The 21,715-nt window shown below is 46.3% G+C and carries 17 protein-coding genes; 1 reads left to right on the top strand and 16 read right to left on the bottom strand.

Translation table 11 applies throughout. From position 1 onward, the window contains the following. Positions 1-5: 5 nt before the first annotated feature. The 9 genes from HMPREF1536_RS19295 to HMPREF1536_RS19255 all read right to left on the bottom strand — a co-directional run bounded on the left by HMPREF1536_RS19295 (position 6) and on the right by HMPREF1536_RS19255 (position 14,062). Complete coding sequence (locus tag HMPREF1536_RS19295) at positions 6-3,047, bottom strand: efflux RND transporter permease subunit (protein ID WP_028729513.1); 3,042 nt, start codon at positions 3,045-3,047, stop codon at positions 6-8. An 11-nt stretch (positions 3,048-3,058) separates the two neighbouring features. Then, positions 3,059-4,111 (bottom strand): efflux RND transporter periplasmic adaptor subunit, encoded by a 1,053-nt coding sequence (locus HMPREF1536_RS19290; RefSeq protein ID WP_028729514.1) that lies wholly within the window; start codon positions 4,109-4,111, stop codon positions 3,059-3,061. Between the two features lie 161 nt (positions 4,112-4,272). Beyond that, positions 4,273-5,277, bottom strand: coding sequence for a DNA/RNA non-specific endonuclease (locus tag HMPREF1536_RS19285; RefSeq protein ID WP_028729515.1), 1,005 nt, complete (start codon positions 5,275-5,277; stop codon positions 4,273-4,275). Between the two features lie 108 nt (positions 5,278-5,385). Continuing rightward, positions 5,386-7,587, bottom strand: coding sequence for an alpha-L-rhamnosidase-related protein (locus tag HMPREF1536_RS19280; protein ID WP_028729516.1), 2,202 nt, complete (start codon positions 7,585-7,587; stop codon positions 5,386-5,388). 23 nt (positions 7,588-7,610) lie between these two features. Next, positions 7,611-9,365, bottom strand: a complete 1,755-nt coding sequence (locus HMPREF1536_RS19275; RefSeq protein ID WP_028729517.1) for an alpha-L-rhamnosidase-related protein — start codon at positions 9,363-9,365, stop codon at positions 7,611-7,613. A 68-nt stretch (positions 9,366-9,433) separates the two neighbouring features. Then, positions 9,434-10,234 (bottom strand): rhamnulose-1-phosphate aldolase, encoded by an 801-nt coding sequence (gene rhaD, locus HMPREF1536_RS19270; RefSeq protein WP_028729518.1) that lies wholly within the window; start codon positions 10,232-10,234, stop codon positions 9,434-9,436. Between the two features lie 49 nt (positions 10,235-10,283). Next, positions 10,284-11,312, bottom strand: coding sequence for an L-rhamnose/proton symporter RhaT (gene rhaT, locus HMPREF1536_RS19265; protein WP_028729519.1), 1,029 nt, complete (start codon positions 11,310-11,312; stop codon positions 10,284-10,286). 4 nt (positions 11,313-11,316) lie between these two features. Further along, the gene (locus HMPREF1536_RS19260; protein WP_028729520.1) at positions 11,317-12,573 is read right to left on the bottom strand and encodes an L-rhamnose isomerase; all 1,257 of its coding nucleotides are present in this window, start codon (positions 12,571-12,573) and stop codon (positions 11,317-11,319) included. A gap of 13 nt (positions 12,574-12,586) precedes the next feature. Continuing rightward, complete coding sequence (locus HMPREF1536_RS19255) at positions 12,587-14,062, bottom strand: rhamnulokinase (RefSeq protein WP_028729521.1); 1,476 nt, start codon at positions 14,060-14,062, stop codon at positions 12,587-12,589. A gap of 94 nt (positions 14,063-14,156) precedes the next feature. On the opposite strand from HMPREF1536_RS19255, the gene HMPREF1536_RS19250 reads away from it, so the two are divergent. After that, positions 14,157-15,044 carry an AraC family transcriptional regulator gene (locus HMPREF1536_RS19250; protein WP_028729522.1) on the top strand — a complete coding sequence of 296 codons (888 nt, stop codon included), beginning with the start codon at positions 14,157-14,159 and terminating at the stop codon, positions 15,042-15,044. Here the strand turns inward: HMPREF1536_RS19250 and HMPREF1536_RS19245 are convergent. From HMPREF1536_RS19245 to HMPREF1536_RS27715, 7 genes are all read right to left on the bottom strand, one after another. Next, on the bottom strand, positions 15,041-15,358 hold the full coding sequence (locus HMPREF1536_RS19245) for a hypothetical protein (RefSeq protein WP_147337542.1): 318 nt from the start codon (positions 15,356-15,358) through the stop codon (positions 15,041-15,043). The two genes, HMPREF1536_RS19250 and HMPREF1536_RS19245, sit on opposite strands and share 4 nt — an antisense overlap. 172 nt (positions 15,359-15,530) lie before the next feature. Then, entirely contained in the window at positions 15,531-16,313 is a 783-nt protein-coding gene (locus HMPREF1536_RS19240; RefSeq protein WP_028729524.1) for a DNA-binding domain-containing protein, read from the bottom strand. Between the two features lie 60 nt (positions 16,314-16,373). Further along, entirely contained in the window at positions 16,374-18,659 is a 2,286-nt protein-coding gene (locus HMPREF1536_RS19235; RefSeq protein WP_052349903.1) for a hypothetical protein, read from the bottom strand. Continuing rightward, positions 18,643-19,281 (bottom strand): hypothetical protein, encoded by a 639-nt coding sequence (locus HMPREF1536_RS26715; protein ID WP_157395736.1) that lies wholly within the window; start codon positions 19,279-19,281, stop codon positions 18,643-18,645. The genes HMPREF1536_RS19235 and HMPREF1536_RS26715 overlap by 17 nt, the downstream gene beginning before the upstream one ends. Continuing rightward, positions 19,265-19,588: an HU family DNA-binding protein gene (locus tag HMPREF1536_RS19230; RefSeq protein WP_028729525.1), complete on the bottom strand. Its 324-nt coding sequence runs from the start codon at positions 19,586-19,588 to the stop codon at positions 19,265-19,267. Before HMPREF1536_RS19230 ends, HMPREF1536_RS26715 begins: the two co-directional genes overlap by 17 nt. After that, the gene (locus HMPREF1536_RS19225) at positions 19,588-21,471 is read right to left on the bottom strand and encodes a fimbrial protein (protein ID WP_028729526.1); all 1,884 of its coding nucleotides are present in this window, start codon (positions 21,469-21,471) and stop codon (positions 19,588-19,590) included. The genes HMPREF1536_RS19230 and HMPREF1536_RS19225 overlap by 1 nt, the downstream gene beginning before the upstream one ends. Next, the gene (locus tag HMPREF1536_RS27715; protein ID WP_044193182.1) at positions 21,468-21,680 is read right to left on the bottom strand and encodes a hypothetical protein; all 213 of its coding nucleotides are present in this window, start codon (positions 21,678-21,680) and stop codon (positions 21,468-21,470) included. Before HMPREF1536_RS27715 ends, HMPREF1536_RS19225 begins: the two co-directional genes overlap by 4 nt. Positions 21,681-21,715: the final 35 nt, after the last annotated feature.

Here is a 21,715-nt window from a genome sequence, read left to right as displayed (position 1 = left end):
ATTACTTATTCCGATTTAATCTTAAAGAATATACAATAGGTAACCGGAAGCACGAAGATGGTCAGGATGGTTGAAACAAACAAACCTCCCATGATCGTAGCTGCCATACCGGCAAACATGGCGTCTCCCAACAGAGGAAGCATACCCAGGATCGTTGTACCCGAAGCCATCGTTACAGGCACGATACGTGTCTTGGTTGCCTCTATTACGGCATTGACAGGAGCCAGACCGCTATCCATTTGCAGGCCGATCTCATCGACAAGCACAATGGCATTCTTGATATTCATACCGATCAGTCCCAACAGACCCAGCATGGCAAAGAAGTCGAGCGACTTTCCGAATACCAGCAATCCCAATACCACACCGATAAAGATCAATGGAAGCATTGCCATGATCAGAACCGGTTTCCGGTAATATTTCGGGAAAAGGAACAGCAGGGTTATATAGATCAGACCGAACATCAACGGGATATTGGCGGCGATTGCCTTATTACCTTTGTCCTGTTCGTTTTGTTCCCCGAAATAAGTCATCTTATAACCTTCGGGAACCTGTATTTGTTTTTGAGCTTCCGTCCAAAGATGACTGAAAGCGGCCATTGTATTAGCACCACGCTTCGGCTCGCATTGCATCATCATATAAGGCTGACGGTTAAAGCGCTTCACCACATTATATTCATAATCGAGCGAGAAGTCGTCGATCACCTGCTCTACTTTAACAGAACGTCCTTTGGCACTATAAACCGGCAAGGTCTTGATATCGTTCAGATTCATAGAGTCACGATCAGCGTCTTTCATCAGGATCGGCATAAAGACATCGCCTTCGCGGTATTCGCCCAACGGAACACCGTTCGTAGCCGAACGCAACGAGTAAGCCACCTGTTGACGGGTAATACCCAGGCGCAAGCCTTTTTCCTGCGAGTATAAAGGTTTCCATACAGGAACTTTATTTCCCCAGCTGTCACGCACTTCCATTACCTGGTCGTAATTGCGGGCAATCTCTTTTACCTTCTCTGTCAATGCAACCAATGTATCCACGTTATCACCGATAAAACCGATCTCGATAGCGGCATCGGGCACGGGAGACAAGGCGAACAAAGCGGAACGGGTCAGGATGTTCGGATAGTTGGCCACCATATAATCGTAGAACTTTCCTTCTTCCACCTGTGCATCTTCCGCCTTTTGGGTTTCGATCAGCACATTGGCGAAGTTAGGTTTCGGGCCTACGGACGAACTAGCCAGATAGTAACGAACCGGAGAACCTCCCAGTGTAAATGAGTATGATTTGATATTCTTATTGTTACTCAGATATTCCTCAATCTCTTTCACATTCTTTTCCACGTCGTAGATACTGTAACCTTCCGGGAAGATCAGGTCGGCACGGAAATACGGCTTATTCATGATCGGGAAGAAACTCTGCGGCATGATCCCCATAATAAAGAGGGAAAGGAATAATGTGGCAACAACAGAAGTGATAGTTACCCATCTGCGTTTGATCAGGCGGGCCAATACTTTCTCGAACTTATGGTACAGTTTCGTGTCATAAGGATCTTTAGATTCACCCGGCTTGGCTTCTTTCAGGATAAAGTTACCGAAAGTAGTTGTCTGGGTCAATGCCAGTACCCAGCTCAATCCCAACGATACGGCCAATACGATAAACAACGGTTTAACGATCTCTGCCACTGAAGCAGGAGCCAGATACATCGGTAGGAAAGAGCAGACAGCGATAAAGGTTGCTCCCAGTAACGCCCATTGCGGCTTGGTTGCTCCGTCTATCAATGCCTGATAACGGGAGAGTCCACGCTTAATACCGACCTGTGCATTATCCGTCACCACAATGGCATTATCCACCAACATACCCATCGCGATGATAAAGGCAGCCAGTGAAGTTCGGTTCAGTCCGACACCCCAGATAAGCATTAGCAATAACGTTCCTCCTACCGAGAAAAGCAATGAACTACCGACCAGCATACCGGCACGCGATCCCATCACAAGGAAGATAACCACAATAACGATCAGTAAAGACTCGAGCAGGTTCAGGATAAAACCGTTGTTCGCTTCATCGGCAATCTTATTTTCCGGGTAAATTGTTTTCAGTTCCATACCGATAGGGAAAAGCTGCTCCATTTCTGTCAGATGACTGGCTACATCATTACCTACGGCAACCACGTCGTCATTCGCCCCGGTAGCCACACCGATACCGATAGCACGTTTGCCATCTACACGCATCAGATTGGAAGGGGGATCCATGTAACCACGTTCAACGATAGCGATATCACCCAGGCGGACTTCTCCTCCACTCTTGGTGACAATCAACTGATCGCGAATGTCCTGAATGTTTTTATATGTCCCTTCAGCCCGTATACGCAACTGGTAACTGCCGGTATTAACATCCCCTGTATTGACCAGAAGGTTTTGGGTTTGCAGTACCTGTTGGATCGAGTTAGGATCGATTCCCAGGTTTGCCAGTTTAGGAACGGATATCCTGACGTTAATCACCTGTGTCTGTTCACCGAACAGGTAAACCTTCTGAACACCAGGCACGGGTGACAGTTCCGTTTTAATCTTCTGCGACCAATCGCGCAGTTCGTCGTAGGTAAATCCATCATCGGCTGTCAAGGCATAATAGATACCGAATACATCACCGAAGTCATCACTGACTGATATAGATGAGGCTCCACTCGGAAGGCGGGGTTCTATATTGGCTACTTTACGACGAAGTTCGTCCCATTTGACAGGCATATAATCGGGATCAAGTGTCGGCTGCAATTCAATCGATATCTTCGACATCCCGAAATAAGACTCCGACTTGATCTGGAACACATCCGACATAGACTGTATCTCTCTTTCGATCGGTTCGGTAATCAGTTTCTCCACTTCAAAAGGAGTCGCACCCGGATATTGTGTAACCAGCACAGCCTGCTTGATTACAAAGGGGGCATCCTCCTTCTTCGGCAATTTGAAGAAAGAGTATATACCGCCTATCAGCATCACAGCCAGGAAGAAGTATATAATCTTACTATTCTCTAAGGAATATTTTGGAATATTCATCGTTTATCTTCTTAATCTGTTAATACTTTTACTTGTTGTCCGTCTACCAGGCGGGTTACTCCGGCTGTAACAATCTGTTCGCCGGCTTTCAAACCTTCTGTAATGACAACGCCATCTTTACCGACCAATTCTTTTTCGGTAATCTTACGGCGTTCTACCTTTTGTGTCTGAGGGTTATATACAAATACAAACTTATTGTTGCTATTAGGTTCATCGGCAACAATAGCAGACAGAGGTATTAACACGGCTCCTTCGTTGAAGCTCTGACTTTCGATGTTGAGAACAACACGGCAGGAGAAACCGACTGCCACTTTATACTTATTAAGATCGAATGCAGGATCATCGATATAAAGGAATACAGGTACACCGGAGCCGTCAGGAGAGGCTTCGACATATTCTTTTACTTTTGCCTTGAAACGGACACCCTTATAATTATCGAACTCCACATAGATCGAATAAGGAGTCGAGAAATAGGTGATATTGGTTTCCGGCATTGTAAACTGAACCTGCAGTTTATTCGGGTTGATCAGACAAACGATACCTTGCCCCATCTGTACTTTCTGATAGTTCTCTACATACTTCTTCTGGATAAAGCCATCGAAAGGAGCACGAAGCTTGGTTTGTTCCAATGTATTCTGAGAGTTCTCAAATGCTGCCTGAGCATTGGAATAAGAGGCTTTTGTCGTTTCATATTCCTGTTGGGAGATGGCTTGCTTCGCCAATAGTCTTTCAGCACGCTGCAACTGAGCCTGTGCTGTTTGAAAAGAAGCTTTCTTCGCTTCAAAATCCCATTTAAAGTCCTGCGGATCCATTTCTGCCACCACTTGCCCGGTACGAACCTTCTGTCCTTCTTCCACGTTCAGGGAGATCAATGGCCCTGACATCTTAAACGCCAGATCGCTGAACTGGTCAGGAGATACTACACCACTGAACGACTTTTCCACCACATTTAAAGATGTAACCTCAGTCAACTTTACCGGACGAGGCCCTTGCTCTTTTACCGGCGGTTGACTACAAGACATCAATGCTGCCAATACAAAAACGGGAATTAATTTACCATTCATGATAACTTGCATTTACTTATTTAGTTATTTGTTAATTATATGCTAATACAAAGTCATATAATACTATGCGTTAAGTCACAGCATTATAACATTCACTTTTTTATAATTGTTTGGATACCGCCTACCTTTTTATCTGAGGGATATCATTTGCTTGTACATTCTTAAAAAGACCAACTGTCCCAGTCTATTCTTGCTTCCATTACTTTTTCCTGCTCACCAGGAACTGCCGGGAAAAAGTCTATTCCCGTTACTTTTTCCACACTATCCACAGGGATTGCCATTGATTTCAAACTAGTATTCTTATAATCCCTGTTCTCAAAAATAAATCCGATTGCCTTATACTTATCTCCCGAGACATAACAAATAACTTTGTAGAATGCTTCGGGCACTCCTATCCTGTTCTTTCCCATCCGTTTCATATCGTCTGTCATAACAGGGCCGGTAGCAATCAGTAAAGCTCCGTAATCATTCGCCCACATCCGGCTCTGTTCTTCCAGATCCTTCCAGATTCCCCGGTTCAATGCCGGTTTCTGCGGACAAATATTACTCAGGTAAAACGATTCGCGCATCGCTTTAGCCGACCATTTCATATCACCCGCAGGAGCCAGATGTCCACGGTCATAACCGGTACGGGTATAATCTTCGTTGGTAGCAGTAGCTCCTTTTACCATCGGGTCAGGAACGAACTTGTTGGAACGTTCCGTCTTTTTACTTTTTGCTTCTTCGGGAGTCAGTTCATAGGCAACCCAGTTTGCTATTTTGTAATCAGAATTGTATGATACGGTATATCCTTCGTGACGAATTACCTGCTCAGGCCGTTTGGCTTGCAGCTTCGGTATCTCTGCATTCGCAGGTACCTTGAAGGTTTTTGTCTTAGAACGGGAAGGCTTTATAGGGGAAGGTTCTTCTTTTTTCTTTTGTTCCGGCTGAGTGGCCGGTTTCTTCTGCTCTTTTGTTACAGGCTTCTTCTGTTGTTCCTTTGCTACCGGTTGCTTTCCGGTAACAGGGTACAGATAATCGTAGATGAATAAGACGCCAATCAGGCAAGCGAGCACTACAGATACAATCACAAATATTCGTTTGATTGCCAGAACAAACGATGATACCTGTTTTTTCTTCTTTCGCGACTTCGATTTCGACTTCGTTTTACTTTTTCTATTTGCCATTGATAAATAACCTCACATTATCCCGGGCAAAAGTAGATAATGTGAGGTTACCAAACAATATATAAACCTTAAATCTATTCGTCAATATTACTATAAAAAGTGCATTTATTAAAAGGGACACGTTATTTTATGGGTTCCGGAGCCCACTTCCTGTACTTTGCCTTTGGGAGAAATCACAACAGCACCGGTTTGTTCGGGTACCTGAATTTCCATCAGGATCTTACGGCCGGACTTCTTCAGATCGACTTTAATTTTACCGTAATGAGTCTCAACAGTGGCCGATGCTTCCGTCAGGGATCCCATCTGAGGTTTCACCCGGAATGTCTTGAAACCAGGCGAGGTAGGTTCTATACCACACACTTTCTGGCTCAGTAATGTCAGCGGGCCGCCACTCCATGCATGGTTGATCGTGCCACCGCCAAAACCTTCGGCTCCTACTCCCCAACCTTCAAATAAAGTGGTATATTCTTTATAGCTCAACATACCGGCATAGCGGTCTTTCATCCGTTGCAGGGCTGCATCGGGAGCATCCATATGGAAAAGAGCTTCCAATACGTATTTTTCCATATATGGGCTGGCATGATATTCTTTCTTCAGGAGTTTCAGGATAGCCGGATATTTATCTTTCGGTGCAAGACCGGAAAGAACAGCCATAGCCTGCGCCCGGTCGTCATTTTCACCCCGATAACCGGGAGAGCGGTAAGCCGTTCCTGTCCAGTATTTCGTATTGAAACATTTTTCAATGCTATACATCATACGGCTGATCTCCTCGGCATCCGCTTTCTTTCCGAGTTGCAAAGCAAATTCTTTCTCGGCTTTCAATGCGAGATAATACCAGCAATTGGTCAGGACACCCATGTCGATCTGCTCTCCCCAGTCGCCCCAACTCCATTCCCCGCTCCGTTCTATCGGGAAACCGCTTTTATCCACCTGCCAGGTTTCATGCAGATAACGGTGCAGCCGATCGTAGATAGCAGGGACGAACGTACTGTCGCCACTATAATAATATTGAGTATAAAAACCGTACCATCCTACTGACGCCAGGATTTGCAAAGGCAATTCCTTCGACCAGTTACCAGCCGGGACAGGCGCAAACAAAGAGCCGTCGGCACGCTGCCAGTTCATTAATTCATGGATGCCTTTTACAGCCAACTGATGGGAAGAGGTGGAAAGCGCATAGAAAGCTTCCCCCAGTTCATTCACTTCATCGCCCCACCACTGGGCTCGTTCCCGTTCGGGACAGTCCATATAGTTATCACGCATCGTTATATATAATGTACGTGCCGAACGTTTCCACAACTCATTCAGGAAAGGATCGTTGCAGTGGAAAGAACCGGCAAACTCGGTGTCGTATCCTGTCTCACGATATTTTACTTCCAGTATATTTACTCCTTCGGGGACAATATACCACATTTCGTGACCGCTCATCCAGCCAAAACTTTCATATTCTTGTACACCTTTGCGGGTAATGTATTCGGCGCGAACATTTTCTGGCCCACCTCCCCGATAGTTATCCGTCTGCATATAGATCGTATTGCCTTCAGGGGATTCCACTCTCAGATAAGGAGTGAACTGACAGTTGTAAGGTAAACGGCAAAACAAGGTATCGCCCTTCGCCGACTGCCGGATATCCGGATAATCCCGCAAACCAAAATCCTTGAACATCGGAATCGGACGTTTCACCAACCGTCCCAACGGCGCCTTCCCCACCACTGAAGCGATCTCCGCACCGGGAAAAGTATTCTTAAATCCCGGCAGGTTCCATCCCTCCTCTGCCAGCCGGGCATCAAAACGGATATTACTTTCCGACAAACGGTAATTCGGATAAGGCGCTTCGGTATTCTGATATGCATCATATACGCCGCATCTCCAACTCTTATCCGAAACGATCTCTATCCCGGGAGCTATCGCTTCAAACAGTAAGGCAGCCAGTCCGCTATTCACATGGCTGAAGCCATTCCTCCCAAAATGCCAGACCAAAACAGCAATGGTATTCTCCCCTGAAACAAGATAAGGAGCAATCTCCACCGAATCATAATAGGTATCATAAGGAGAAGGGCCACGCTTCAACCCTCCTTCAAAGACGGCCAGCCGCCCGTTTATCCACAACCAGTATTTGCTGTCGGCTGCAATATGGGCGGTCAGGGTTGCCGGGACTTCGTCTATTGAGACTGTCTTACGATAAGCTAACCAGGTGTTGCTTGCACTTTGGCATCGTTCCGTGTTGATCCATTGTGCTTTCCAGTCGGTCTTTACTTCTGCCGAAGCGAAAGTCCCGATACATGCGAGTAACAGAAGATACTTTTTCATCTCATTACTATTTTAGTTATTAACTATTTCTCCAGAATCACCTGTATACCTTCCGGAGCTTTAACATCACTCTTGATTTTGCCATCCGCACCTTTTTCATGACGGATAGTTATAATCCCTTCAGGTGTCGGGAAGGTTCCTTCCACCCAATCCAAATCCCCCAGATGTGGCGTGATACGAACAACGCGGCAACCAGGCTCCACCACCTGTACGCCCAATACATACTCACTCAACCAAGCGGTCGGTCCCGAAGCCCAACCATGACATAAACTATGCCGGAAACCTTTATAGCAGTAATCGCCGAAGTCTCCGTGAATGTCTTTCTTCCCTTCCGGTACAAGTTCATCGATACCGGCTGCATCCGGAAGCCATGCCATATTGAAATCTTCCCAGAAAGTAGTAGCTCCCAAATCGATCATCGCTCCCCAATACTGGCGGATCACATCTATTGCTCCCTGATAGTTTCCGGCAGTAGCCATAGCACGCAACATATAATATCCATAGAAGGTAGAAAAGCCTTGTGCTCCGTTTACCGAAAGATATTTTTTATCGGCTTCTTCCGGTTTCATTAATCCTGCCAGTGTCAATAAAGCAGCCGCCTGCTTGGAACCCGGCGCGTCCGGTGCTATTTTAGACTTAAGTAATGTTTTGGTTACCTGCGGAGCCACTTTAATCATTCTTTTAGCTGTTTCCCGGCATTCGGCAGCCAGTGTTTCATCTTCCAGTACAGTACATAATTCGTCACCGGCTTTCATGGACTGCAAAACCAATGCCTGCAAACCGGCGTTGATCGCTTCGGGATTCTCGCTCGAAGGCCAGTCCAGAAAACGCCATCCATCCAGTTTCTCATGCCCGTCCGCATCTACTTTCGAAAGTAACTGGCGTAACAGACCAGTCAGATAAGCCTGTTGCTTTTTCAGATATACCTTGTCACCCTGATAATAATACCAGTCGCGCTGAATCAGTAACCACCAGATCGAATAAGCACTAATACCGTTCATCCAGTCGGGAAGCGGAGTAGCTTCACGGATCAGGTCAAGGCTTTTGGGAACGACTTCATTATAACCGAAAACAGAATTGATCGTCATGACTTCCGGATGCATATCTCCCAGCCAGACCAGGCGATCGCGTTTGATACCATCCCACAGATATTCCTGCATATTCAGATGGACGGTGTAAGCTCCAGTCTGCCAAATCTTGTTCAGTCGCTCGTCACTACTCCGGAATGATCCTTTGTATGGGATATCGCGATAAGTGGAAATAGCACGCACCTCTTTCAAATACAGTTCGGTAGAGTCGTCGAGAAGATCGATTCGGGCAAAACGGAAGCCGGAGTTACCTATTTCCATTACTCCCATCCAGGGAAGTGAAACGATACAGTCACGCATGGCATGATCGTTGCTTGCCCCGTTCTTTCCATCGATCTCACACATAGCCTCGCTTACGGATTCTCCCAGGCGGATACGTACGGAGATAGGCCGGTGAACAGGGAAACCACCTGTCACAAGCTGAATGCCACCTTGAAGCTCCTTTCCAAAATCAAACAGGATGGCAGGATGTTTCTGCTTCGTACTGGTCATTTTGCATATAGTACGATCCACCAGTCCGGCTTGCCCGTTACCCGGCAAAAGCAGATTAGCGGCATCCTGGATAAGTTCGTTATGTTGTTGCCATACAATACGTGTGGGAGAAAGATATTCGCGTATACGGCTGTCCCGCTGTTGGGCGATAGCCGGCAGGGTACAAAATAAAGTAAAGAGTATAAGTATCTTTTTCATGGTATTCTTCACAAACTGGTCTTAGAAATACCGTCGGCAATGAAGCCGACGGCTATTAAATTCATCTATTATAGTCCAAAAGCCGGAACAAGATCGTCCAATTGCTGATCGGTCATCCCCACCGGTTCATATCCGGCCATACGGGCACTGATATAGATTTGGGCTGATTTGCTCAATGTATCGATAGCGTCGAAGCATTCGATCAGGTCTTCACCTACTGCCAGGATACCATGCTTTTCCCAGAATACGACATCATGCTTTTCGAGTTGCCGGATCGTGGCATGCGCCAGTTCGATCGTTCCCGGAATTTCATAAGGGACAATCCCTACTCCTTTCGGTACGATGATACGGCATTCGGGGATCATACTCCACAAAGTACGGGTCAGTACTTTCGAGTCGAGGAAAGGCTTGCAATGCGTCATCCCGATCAGTTCGGTCGGATGCGTATGCAGCACGACCCTGTTATCGCGTCCCAGCGAACGAAGGTAGTTATGCATCAACAGATGCGAAGGCAATTCGGATGTCGGCCTGACCGGCTGTTCGGCAATGATATCGTAGCTCTTACCATCGGGAGCGATACGGATCAGTGCGCCGTTAGCAAACGGATCCTGTGCCACATAGCGCATACGTTTACCTGTACCCGTAACATAAAATACATTTCCGCCGAGGGATGTCATGGTTTCCTGCAATTCGGTCGCCGGTGCCAATGCCGGCAATGCCATTTCTTCGTCAGTCAGCAAACCCGTCAGATTCACAGAGATATTTCCGCCATTCCGTTCAGCCCATCCTTTTGTCCAAAGATAGCCGGCTACTTCGGCGATACGTCCTATTTCAGCCATCAGGGGGCTGTTGTTCTTAATTGTTGTCATTTTACTCAATGTAATATTTTACTTATTTGCTTTTGTATTTATAAAATCCTTAACCTAATAAATTCGGCAATAACAGTGAGAATATCAGGATACACATACCGGATACCAACACTATAATCGTTTTCCTGCTAACGCCTTTCCACTCATTCAATACTATGCCCCACACATTGCTGAAAATAACATTCAGCGACATAAGTATACTCCACGAAAAGGCCAGCATAACGGGTGAATCCGCAAAATAGCTCTTTCCCATGCCCAATCCGAAGAACTGGGAATACCACAGGACACCGGCCAGTGCACAAAATAAGACATTATTCAGTAATATCTTACCTGTAACGGAGAAATAATCCTTTCCCGATTTATTTTTAATATTCTGATATATACAGTAAACAGCATTTGTCAGGAAGCCACCCATTGTAACCAACAGGATCACGGGGTTCAGAGCAAACAGTTCGCTGGCTCCGGATGCTATTGCCTTTTCCAGTATTGGAGTTCCGGATTCAAGCCCCAGATTAAAACAGGCGCTCATCACACCCGCCAACAGTGCAACCAGCAATCCTTTTGTCAGGGCAAAATCTTTCACGGCCGCCTTCTTCTCCTCGTCTGTCATGTTCCGGGCCCGCAGGCTACCGGCATAACCGATCACTGCGATACCAGCCAACGTTACGCAAACACCCAGTAAAAGGATCAATCCGTCGCCATGAAACAAATCCGTACCTCCGAATACTGCCGGGAAAAGCGTACCGAAACCGGCACAGGTTCCCAGGGCAATGCTTTGTCCCAAGGCAATTCCCAGATAACGCATACTAAGGCCGAAGGTCAAGCCTCCTACTCCCCACAACATTCCGTAGACCAGCGCACCGGTACTACCTCCGGCACTCCAGAGATCCGTCAGGCTCTGTCCCTCGGGGATAGCCAGCAGCGCTCCCAGATAAGGAAAGACAAGCCAGGCAAAAATCCCCTGTATCAGCCAGAAACTTTCCCAGCTCCAGTTCTTCACCTTATTGATCGGCACATACGAACTGCTTTGTCCGAAACTACCGACGGCGATAATCAGTAAACCGATAAGTATATCCATAAATTTATCGTTTACTTGTTACCTGCGCTTCATATTTTTCTATCTCACCGATATAATCTTCACCTACCGGGACATCGTTTTTCAGACAGAACATATCCCAGACGGCATTCCACGGGAGACTCTTCAACTCTTCCTGTAAAGCCAGACGTTCAAATAACTTATCTTCAGCTTCATATTGCTGCAAAGTGGCAGACGGTTCAAGCAAGGCCTGCAAGAATGCTTTTTGTGTTGCACGGCATCCGATCACATAAGCACCGATGCGGTTAATGGTCGCATCAAAATAGTCGAGACCGATGTGTACACGATCCAATGCTTTACAACGGATTATTTCACGGGAAAGATCCAGCAGGTCGTCACTCAGAATAACCACATGGTCACTATCCCAACGGATCGGGCGACTTACATGAAGCATGATCTCCGGAGTGAACAACAGCATCGACGAGATCTTATCGGCAATACTTTCCGTCAGATGGAAATGGCCGGTATCCAACGTTACGATCTTGTTGTTCTTCGCGCCATACCCCAGATAGAAATCATACGAACCTACCGTATAACTTTCCAGCCCGATACCGAACAGTTTGGCTTCAATACAGTCTTTCATATGTTTATAATCAGTAGCAAAAATCTCATCCAGCGAGTCTTTCAACAGCTGACGATATTGTATGCGGCTGGCCGGAACTTCTTTCGAACCGTCATGTATCCACAGATTCATCATACAAGGATCATCCTGATAAACACCCATCGCTTCACTGACAGCACGGCAACGCTTGGTATGTTCGATCCAGAAATCACGGATCGACTTATCCGGGTTAGCCAATGTCAGGTTACCGCTCTTGGGATGCGAGAAAGATGTCGAGTTGAAATCGAGCTTCATATTATTTTCTTTCCCCCATTCCATCCAACTCTGGAAATGAGCCGGCTCCACTTCATCTCGGTCTACTTTCTTTCCGCCAAAGTCACCATATATCTCATGCAGGTTCAATCGATGGGTACCGGGAATAAAAGAATTGGCTTTCAGCACATCGGCACGTAACTCATCTATATTGCGGGCTTTTCCGGGATAATTTCCGGTCACCTGTATGCCACCGGACAACGAACCATCCGGATTCTCGAAACCTGTCACATCATCCGCCTGCCAGCAATGAAGGGAAAGACTGATTTGTTGCAATTTTTCCAACGCACTGTTTACATCGACATTCAAGGCTGCATAACGTTCTGCTGCCAAATCAAAAGCTTGCTTTACATTCTTTTCTGTGTTCATGATATTCTTCTTTTTATCGTTTTACTATTTCAATATATCTTTCATAGACTTCTTTCCAGCTCATTTCTTCCTGTGGCAGGAATGTTTCCGTATGAACGGATCCGGCTATCAACCGGCGCATTTCCCAACGGGTGGAGACAATACCTGCCGAGCGTGCCTGTATCATCGCATTTCCAATGGCAGTCGCTTCCGACGGGCCGGCTATCACAGGCATACCGATTGCATTGGCTGTAAACTGATTCAATAATGTATTCTTTGAACCTCCCCCTATCACATGCAACCGGTCGATACGGAAAGGAGCCATCTCCTTCAACATCCGGATCACCTCATTATAACGCAGGGCGAGACTTTCAAAAATACAACGGATAAACTCGGCATCTGTCACCGGGACAGGCTGCCCCGTCTCTTCACAATAACTTGCAATGGCCTTTGTCATACAAGCAGGATTGGCAAAACGAGGATCGTCCGGATTCACAAAGCGTATAAAAGGAACGGCTTGTTCCGCCATTTGTACAATCTCCGGATAAGTATAACTCCTCCCCGCCTTTTCCCATTCTTTCCGGCATTGCTCCAACAGCCACATACCGGTGATATTCTTCAGAAAACGGGTGGTTCCTTCAATACCTCCTTCGTTCGTAAAGTTGTTTTCGTATGATTCCTGTGTTATTAGTGGCTCTTCCGTTTCAATCCCCATCAAACTCCAGGTTCCGCTGCTTAAATAAGCGAAATGCTGATCCTGAGCGGGAACAGCCGCCACAGCCGAGGCCGTATCATGTCCTGCCACAGCGATAACCGGAACTTTGCCTGCACCGGTTTCTTCTGCCAGCGCATCGGTCAGCTCCCCGACAAGCGTTCCGGGCATTACCACCTGCCGCACAATAGAAGGCGATACCCCTGCCGCTTCCAGCAGGGATGCTTCAAACTGCCGTGTAACCGGATTAAGTAACTGGGATGTGGAAGCGTCTGTATATTCACAGACCCTGTTACCCGTTAACAGATAAGACAATAGGTCAGGAATAAAAAGTATTTCTTCAGCATTTTCCAACGATGCAAACCCCTCTTGCCCGGCACGAAAGAGTTGGAAAAGACTATTAAAATTCATTATTTGAATGCCGGTAAGGCGATAGACCTCCTCACGTGAAACAAGACGGAAATATTCCTCCGGCGCCCCTTCCGTGTACGGGTCACGGTAAGCCCGCGGTAACCCCAGCAAAGAACCGTCCGAAGCCAGATAACCAAAATCGACGCCCCAGGTATCTATACCGATCGAGTCGGGTACAATATGCTGTTGTGTGCAAAGGGAAAGGCTTTTCTTCAGTTCTTCATATAAATTGTATATATTCCAATAGTATTTACCATGCAATTCGAGCAGGTTATTTGGGAAGCGATGTATCTCCCGCATTTCAAATTTGCCATTAATTAGTATGACCAGAACAGCCCGTCCGCTGGTAGCACCTATGTCAAACGCTAAAAAGGTATGTTTCTTCATGATATAACAAAGTTATTTGTTTATTGATAGCAAAAGTAAAGGGTTAATTACTATATTTGCTTACGAAAATGATTTTAAACCTTTCATTTCTGACATGAATAAACACATCAGCGACCAACTACGCTATCTAACCATCGGAGCATCAGACGAAGACTGGGGAATTGTTGTTACCACCATTGGTTATCAATTTATCCCTCCCAAAAGTCAATACCCGTTATCCTGCCATCCGGAAAATTATAATTTCAAACCGCAAACAGGACGTATCCTGAACGAATATCAGCTTGTTTATATAACGAAGGGAAGCGGCTACTTCTCCTCCCAATCCTGCAAGATGCAGAAAATAAATGCAGGAACCATGATCCTGCTCTTTCCCGGCGAATGGCATAGTTATTATCCGGATAAAGAAACCGGGTGGGATGAATACTGGGTCGGTTTCCGGGGAATACATATCGATAAACGGGTAGAGAAACGTTTCTTCACGAAAGAAGAACCGCTTCATAAAATCGGATTAAGTGCCACAATAGTAGGATTATACGAAGATGTATTAAAGTTTGCGTCACAGGAGAAGTCAGGCTACCAGCAAATGATTTCCAGTATCGTACTTCATATATTAGGGACGGTTTATTATAAGAAGAAAAACAGTTCTTTTACCAATACATATGTAGTAGACAAGATCAACGAAGCCCGTATCCTGATGAAAGAGCAGATAGAGAACCCGATGTCACCGGAAGAGATCGCTTCACAATTAGGATTAGGTTATTCCTGGTTCCGCCGTATGTTCAAGGAATATACCGGTGTTTCACCCGCCCAGTACCAGTTACAGCAAAAATTACTGAGAGCCAAAGAGCTACTGACAGGAAGTAATCTGAATATATCGGAAATCGCTTATAACCTGAAGTTCGAAAACGCAGGCCAGTTCTCCACCTTCTTCAAAAAGAAAGAGGGCGTGACGCCCTCCGAATTCAGGGAGAGGGCACATTAAGTGCCCTCTTGATATTTGGCTATGGCTTCATAAAAAGTACCATCAAAGATTAACTGTCCCTTGTTCCATATAGATCCAATACGGTCTGAGTTATAAATTCGGATATGTTCTTCCGGGAGATCGATCTCATATAGATAGTCAGGTGTACTCTCATACTCATCGGAAAGTAGCATATTTTGACGTAATTTTTCATAGCTAACTTTCCCTTTGGGTAAATATTGTATAACTCCTTCCGGATAGCCATCGCAAAACAGACTATAAGAATAGTTTTCACCATCATAATCTTTCATTGTAACTCTTGCTCTTGTTGACATTATGATATGTATTTAGTTTTTTATAAATTTATTCCTTACTTATCTGATAATTTACGTCCCCCCTCAACACTGTGCTGCGTCTCAGGGAGACGTAACGTTGCGTTGGGGGGAGACGGTGGGAAGCGTCGCGGCGAGACGTAAGGCGGCGTCTCGATACGACGGAGAAAGAATGCTATTCGATTACGGGGCGGTCGTCGTCATCACCGCTATCTCCACCGCCGTTGCCTACGATGAGAGGACGTTCGTACTCGATGGTACGGGGTTCTTTCAACAGGGTAGTCGTGTTGGAGAATTGGGTGACGATACGCAACGTATACTTGCCGTCAGTCAGGTCGGCAGGAACACGGGCCAGCAATGTTTTCGGATCGTTGGTTGTCAGGCGGCGGGTAACGGGGTGTTCCTTGTCGTCGGCATCGATGAAAAAAACGCCGATACCGGCAGCCTCACCGGCTACACGGATCTTCTCACCGTCGATACGGATATCATCGCCGGGGGTAATGGTATCATTGGACAAGCCGGTTGCAGTATCGGTAACCAGGCCGATCGCTGCGCCACTATCCTTAACGGTTAATACTTCCACCCCTACATGGCTCAACGACTCGCGCATTTCGGATGAGAGAGTGATGTCGAGAGTAACTTTATGTTTCTCCGGATCGAATTTGGCACTAGTACCAATCCAACTGCCTGTTACACGCGGAGTGTACTGGCAGGTTTTCGTTAGAACACTATAACCATCCATAACTGCCTCGCGGATGATACGGTCATGTTGGTTAATGATTGACAACAAGGTGTCGTACTTGTATTCCGAACCTTCATTTACAATCCGCTGCGCAATGTCTTCATTACGCAGGGAGTTTTTCATGGTGGATACTTCGGCCGTGTAGTCGTTATCCACATCTTTCGTCAGAAGGTTCAGGCGGAGCCAGACCTTCCAGAATTTGGTGTAAATTGCCATGATTTTAATTGTTTATATGAATAAATTATCAGCCATTTACAATGGCTAACTGATTTCTAGTTATTTTATGCAACGATAGGTGACACCTCCATTACTTGTTCCAAAATCCCACAATCCAAAGCCTTCGTCAGTTGCAAGAAAACCTCGTCCATTCCCATCCCTTGTCCAATATAAATTACCATTAAAGGCCTTTCTTAATTGATCATAACCATTCCAAGAATGGAGTACATTAATATGACCATTAGTATTAAGAGCGTCTATTTTTGTCATAAGAATAAAGTCTGATAAGACAGGGATTCTCCAACCTGGAGGACAAGCAGTACTATTACTTATCATTGTCAACAGATTGCTATAAGAGACATTACCCCTTCCATTTTGATATCCATTTTCTCCGGCAACATTATAACCATTTACCTGATTAGCAGGCACATTACTTCCCGGATACACTATACCATCAGGATATTGCTTTATAGTGACCGTCCTCGTGTTGCCACTATATTTTTCCTTCATAGTAAAAGATATATTACCATAAAAGCCATTATAAGATGCATCAGAATAATTCCGATATAATGTTACAGTAGTCTTTTTCTGACCGGTTGTACTAAGCGTTGTTTCTGACGAAGAAGTTCCAGCCCATGAATCTGGATTACTAACTATTACCCCTTGTGGCGAAGTAATGGTAAATGTTGCTGTGGAATTAGAACAAGGGAAAAAGGTTATGACCGGACTTGTGTTTGTAGGCACTGTCAAATTTGAACTAGTAGTATAACTGGAAGGAGTTGTAAGCGAAGAATACGTTATATCCGGACTGATAGAATAAACCGTATACGTTTTCAATATTGTATTATCAGCTTTACTACGAATTGAAAATTTAGCATTCCCTCCTACACCATTTGGAGCAAAGGTATATGTTGTTTGATTTGTATTATCATTTTCTTTTGTAACAGTTAGCCAACCGGGAACACCCACTAGTTCAGAGCCACCAATCGTATTTGCAGTCAGTTTAATCCTGTCAGAACCATTATTATACAAACGTAAAGTACTGCTGGAATTATCAAACTCTGCTTTTCCTTCTGTTGTTGAAGTTACCGTTATATCCGATTTCAATTTCAATGTCAAAATTGTCTTTTTCGTATCATCCCCTCTATTTACAACATTCACTGTTTTCCCTTCAAGCGGGAATGGATTAGGAAAATCAGCTGCATCAGTATTAAAAGCTAAAGTATAATCACTTTGCGACAAATCCTGTTCTGCAGCCGGGGTTATTTTCAGCCAATTACCGGGAGTATCATCGTCCGGAAACTCCAGTTTACTTCCACCGGAAGCAAAGACACTAAATGTAACAGCAGGAGAAGCCACTGATGCTGATTGATAAAGCATAATTTCTCCTTTATCTACATCTATTGTACTACCATTGGATATAGTCTTTTCCTTGACTACCGGATCTGCTATCGGCTGAACAATCACTACCGTTTCTTTAGCTGAAATCTTATCAGTGAAACGTATAAATGCGATAGGAAACTTTGCCTCTTTATACTCACTATTCTTCTTTATTGTATATGTTTTTTGTATAGCATCTGTTTTCGTTGACGGCATATAATCAGCTGCCGGATCTATCGTTAGCCATTGATGCTCCGTATCTTCATTCTCATAATACATTCTGGTATAATAGCCGGATGTTGAATTGCCTTCTATCGTAAACTGGGCATCATCCGTGATTGCCATTGTTACCATACGGGTAACAGGATCATACGTTCCGTTGTCAAGATCGATAGTTATCTTCATACCATCCTTATCCGTTTCTCCTCCCGGCTCGTACTCATCGATTGTGCCTTCGTCCGTCCAATCGGCCACATCCAGCGTGAAATCCAGATGATATTCGTCTGCCTTTGTGATATTGACCGTATACCGGTGGTTTCGGGAAACTTCGATATAATTTCCATCCCCCTCAGGTTTGAATGGGACTTTATAGGTGACCGGGATATTGTCAGTCAGATTGGCGACATAGGTACCCGATAAGATCAGGTAGCCACCATCTTCCATTGGGCTGGGCCACGTGTAGAAAGCTCCGACACAATTGCCCTCGTTTGCTTTCTCTCCATCAAACGGACGGGCCGGATAAGTGATCAGATCGTTAGGAGTTGTGCCTATTACCTTTAATGGGAAGAAACTTACCCCTTTACGTCCCTTCGCCATGCTAACCGATTGGATGGTGAATTTAGAGGTTTTCGCATCGTTCACGATATCGAAACGTGCCACCGAACGTGTCAGGCGGAAACCTAACTGCAAACGGGCTGACACTGAAAAATCAGTCAGGTCGAGAGGTGTGTCATAAGCACCTGTCATGGGTAACGGAGTTTTTCAGTATGTCAGTAGCCGAAGCTGGATCGAGTCGGGTGCTTTGAAGAAGTTTGAAATTATCCTCTGTCGGTGTACCTTCTATCACGGTATTTCCGGGTTGCCCCGGGGCTGATTGCTGCAAAGGCAAAAAGTTATTGAACGCTGCACCCGTTCCCGGATCGATCAGTTCGCTATGGTTGGCTATACAGTAAAGTTTGACAAACAATCCTTTCTTTAGTGATAAAAGAGCCGTCGTCTGCTTACCGTCGCTACCGACAACCGTCAAGTCGAGAGACGTTTCTCCCATTGGAAGATCGGCACTATTCTCCCGATAGCAAAAACGTTCCTGATAGGTGTAGGTTCCGTTCTCGGTCGTGCATCCGAAAACGTATATGTCGAGTGCCGAGATTTTATTCTCTGCGGCTGTGGCAATCTCATCGCCTGCCTTAGTCTGTGCGACCGACAATTTGTTTTTCAGCGTTAGCATTACTTCGCGGCGAGTCTCGCCTCCGGATGGTTCCGGGGCGGGCTTTTGGAGCTGTTCTTCTGTCTCACTGGTGCAGGATGCCACAGTGAGAAGCAGGGTAAACAGGCTAATTCCATATAACTTATTAAATAGTTTCATCATTGTTTTCTTTTGTTGATTGACAATCATTCTCTTTTTCGTTCAACGCACCCAGCAGAAATTTGCCGGGTTTGAACTTCACACTGACACGCGGCGCGATACGGCAAGACTCACCCGTTCGGGGGTTACGTCCCATACGCTCGGTCTGACTCCAGGCATGAAAAGTGCCGAAACCTTGCAACATAAGCCTCTGATCGGCCAGCAAAGCATCCAAAAGAACGCCCTCCCAGGCGTTCACAATCTCGAGAGACTGTAACTGAGTCAGGGAGAGACGTTCGGACAGGGCGATTACTAAATCGTGTTTGTTCATTATATGTCTGCGGCTTCAAGTTTGACAGTTATGACGGTTGTCCCAGTGGTTGCCGCAGAGGTGAAGGTCAGCGTGTTGGTTGAATTCACATCACCTTGAGCAGTCTCCATCGTAAAGGTGTATGTACCTTCGGCGGTTGCTGCACTTTCCGGATCAACTTTTATCCAATCATTAGCTACTGCTGCGCCGCTTCCCGTAGTTCCATCTTCGCCGGACAGAGTCGGGGCTACCGCTTTCAGCTTGAATGCCCGACTATCCGTATTCGGGATAGTGACCGTTTTAGTTGCTGCATCGTAGGTGCATCCCTCGCTTCCCTCTGCCACCAAGCTGATTTCCGGGCCTGACAAGGTGGTCGGAGTTACTTTGATGTCCAGATTCTTGCCGCTTACCTTGTTGGTGATACGGATGGTAACGGGACGGCAATTGTGCATATCACCGATACTTTCAGCCATTTTATACTTGAACGTGGTAAGCATAGAGGCTTTTGTTGGGGCTTCCGTTTTCCTTTCGCCATCAATCTCCAGCCATTCATCACCACCGGCATAATCGAGTTTTTCGGTGAATGCCGTAGGATCTGTGTTGTTGGCGGCGATGGTAAAGGCAAGCGTTTTCCCTACACCAGCATCCATCACGATATTACCGTCGGACAGGAGTTTGACATCAGCAGAGCTACCGGCTGCGGCCAGAGCCACGGCATCTTTTGTGAAGTCGTTCTCCGGCTTGTAGTCGTCTACTTTGTCCTCGTCGGCCCAGTCGGCTACGTTGAGGGTGAAGTCGAGATGGTATTCGTCGGCACTGGTGATAGAGACGGTATAGCGGTGGTTGTAGGCCACTTCGATATAGTTACCCGTTTCATCGCCTGCCGGTTTGAAAGGTACTTTGTAGGTGACGGGGATACTCTGGGTCTTGTTGACGGCATAGCTGCCGCTCAGGATCAGGTAGCCGCCATCGTCTACCGGGCTGGGGTAGCTGTAGAAGATACCTTTACCGGTAGGGCTGCCCGTAGTCTGATCAGCTGTGTAGTCGCGGGCCGGATAGGTAATCAGGTCGGTAGGATCAGCCGGTGTGTTACCCAATACCTTCACCGGGAAATAGCTTGCTCCGGTACGTCCGTTACCCATACTGACCGATTGAACGGTAAACTTCGACTTTTCTGCATCGTTCACCACGTCGAAGCGGGCTACCATACGGGTGAGCTTGAAGCCCAGCTGCGTACGGGCCGAAACGGAAAAGTCGGTCAGGTCGAGCGGCGTGGTATTGGCGCCGGTCATAGGTAGCGGGGTGAGCAGGATATCTCCTGGCACTGCGGCTTGCAGGGTCGGGGTATGGAACTTGATGAAATCAGCCTCGGTCGGTACGCCGTCAGTGATCGTATTTCCTGCTTGTCCGGGGGCACTTTGCAGCAGTCCTTTGAAGTCAGTAAATTCAGCTCCATTGGGCTGGATCAGCTTCGTGCTGTTGGCAATGCAGTAGATCTTAACAAAGAGGCCTTTCTTCATGCGGAGCAGGGCGGTCGAATTGTCAGCACCGGTATTCAGGGTGAAGCTGGTGACGTAATCGCCTTCGAGGGTCTGGCGGGCATCTTCGCGGTAATAGAATTGTTCCTGGAAGGTGTAAAGGCCTTCTTCGGTTTTTGAACCGAACACGTAGACGTCGAGACTGTAGATACGGTTCTCCTCGGTGGTCGCGATTTCATCACCGGCTTTCGTTTCGACCGGGATTACTTTCAGTTTGTTCTTCAGGGTAAGAAGGACTTCGCGGCTGTCGTTGTCGGATGTCGCTCCTCCGTCGGGAGGGGTCGGGGTTTCCAACGTCGTCTCGCTGGTACAGGCGACCAGCAGGGCGCCTAACAGGAGGGTTGAGAGGTTATGTTTTATGTTCATAATTCTTTATTGTTTGTTGTTTTCCGGTTTGCCACCGGACGGGCCTTCATTTCTTTTGGCTTGATCCAAAAGAAACGAAGCAAAGAAAAGATCAAGGCTGCACCGGCTTCGCTACTCCGGTGAAAGACTACGCTGTCGTCTGTGAACTCGCTACGCTCAAACAGCACAGACTCCGGACGCTCCGTCTTCCACCTTCGCTTTACGCTCACCCGATGAGGCCTTTCTTAGAACGCGATGCGTTCTG

This window comes from Parabacteroides gordonii MS-1 = DSM 23371 (assembly GCF_000969825.1).
GTDB lineage: Bacteria > Bacteroidota > Bacteroidia > Bacteroidales > Tannerellaceae > Parabacteroides > Parabacteroides gordonii.
This window is presented reverse-complemented; position numbering and strand designations above follow the sequence as displayed.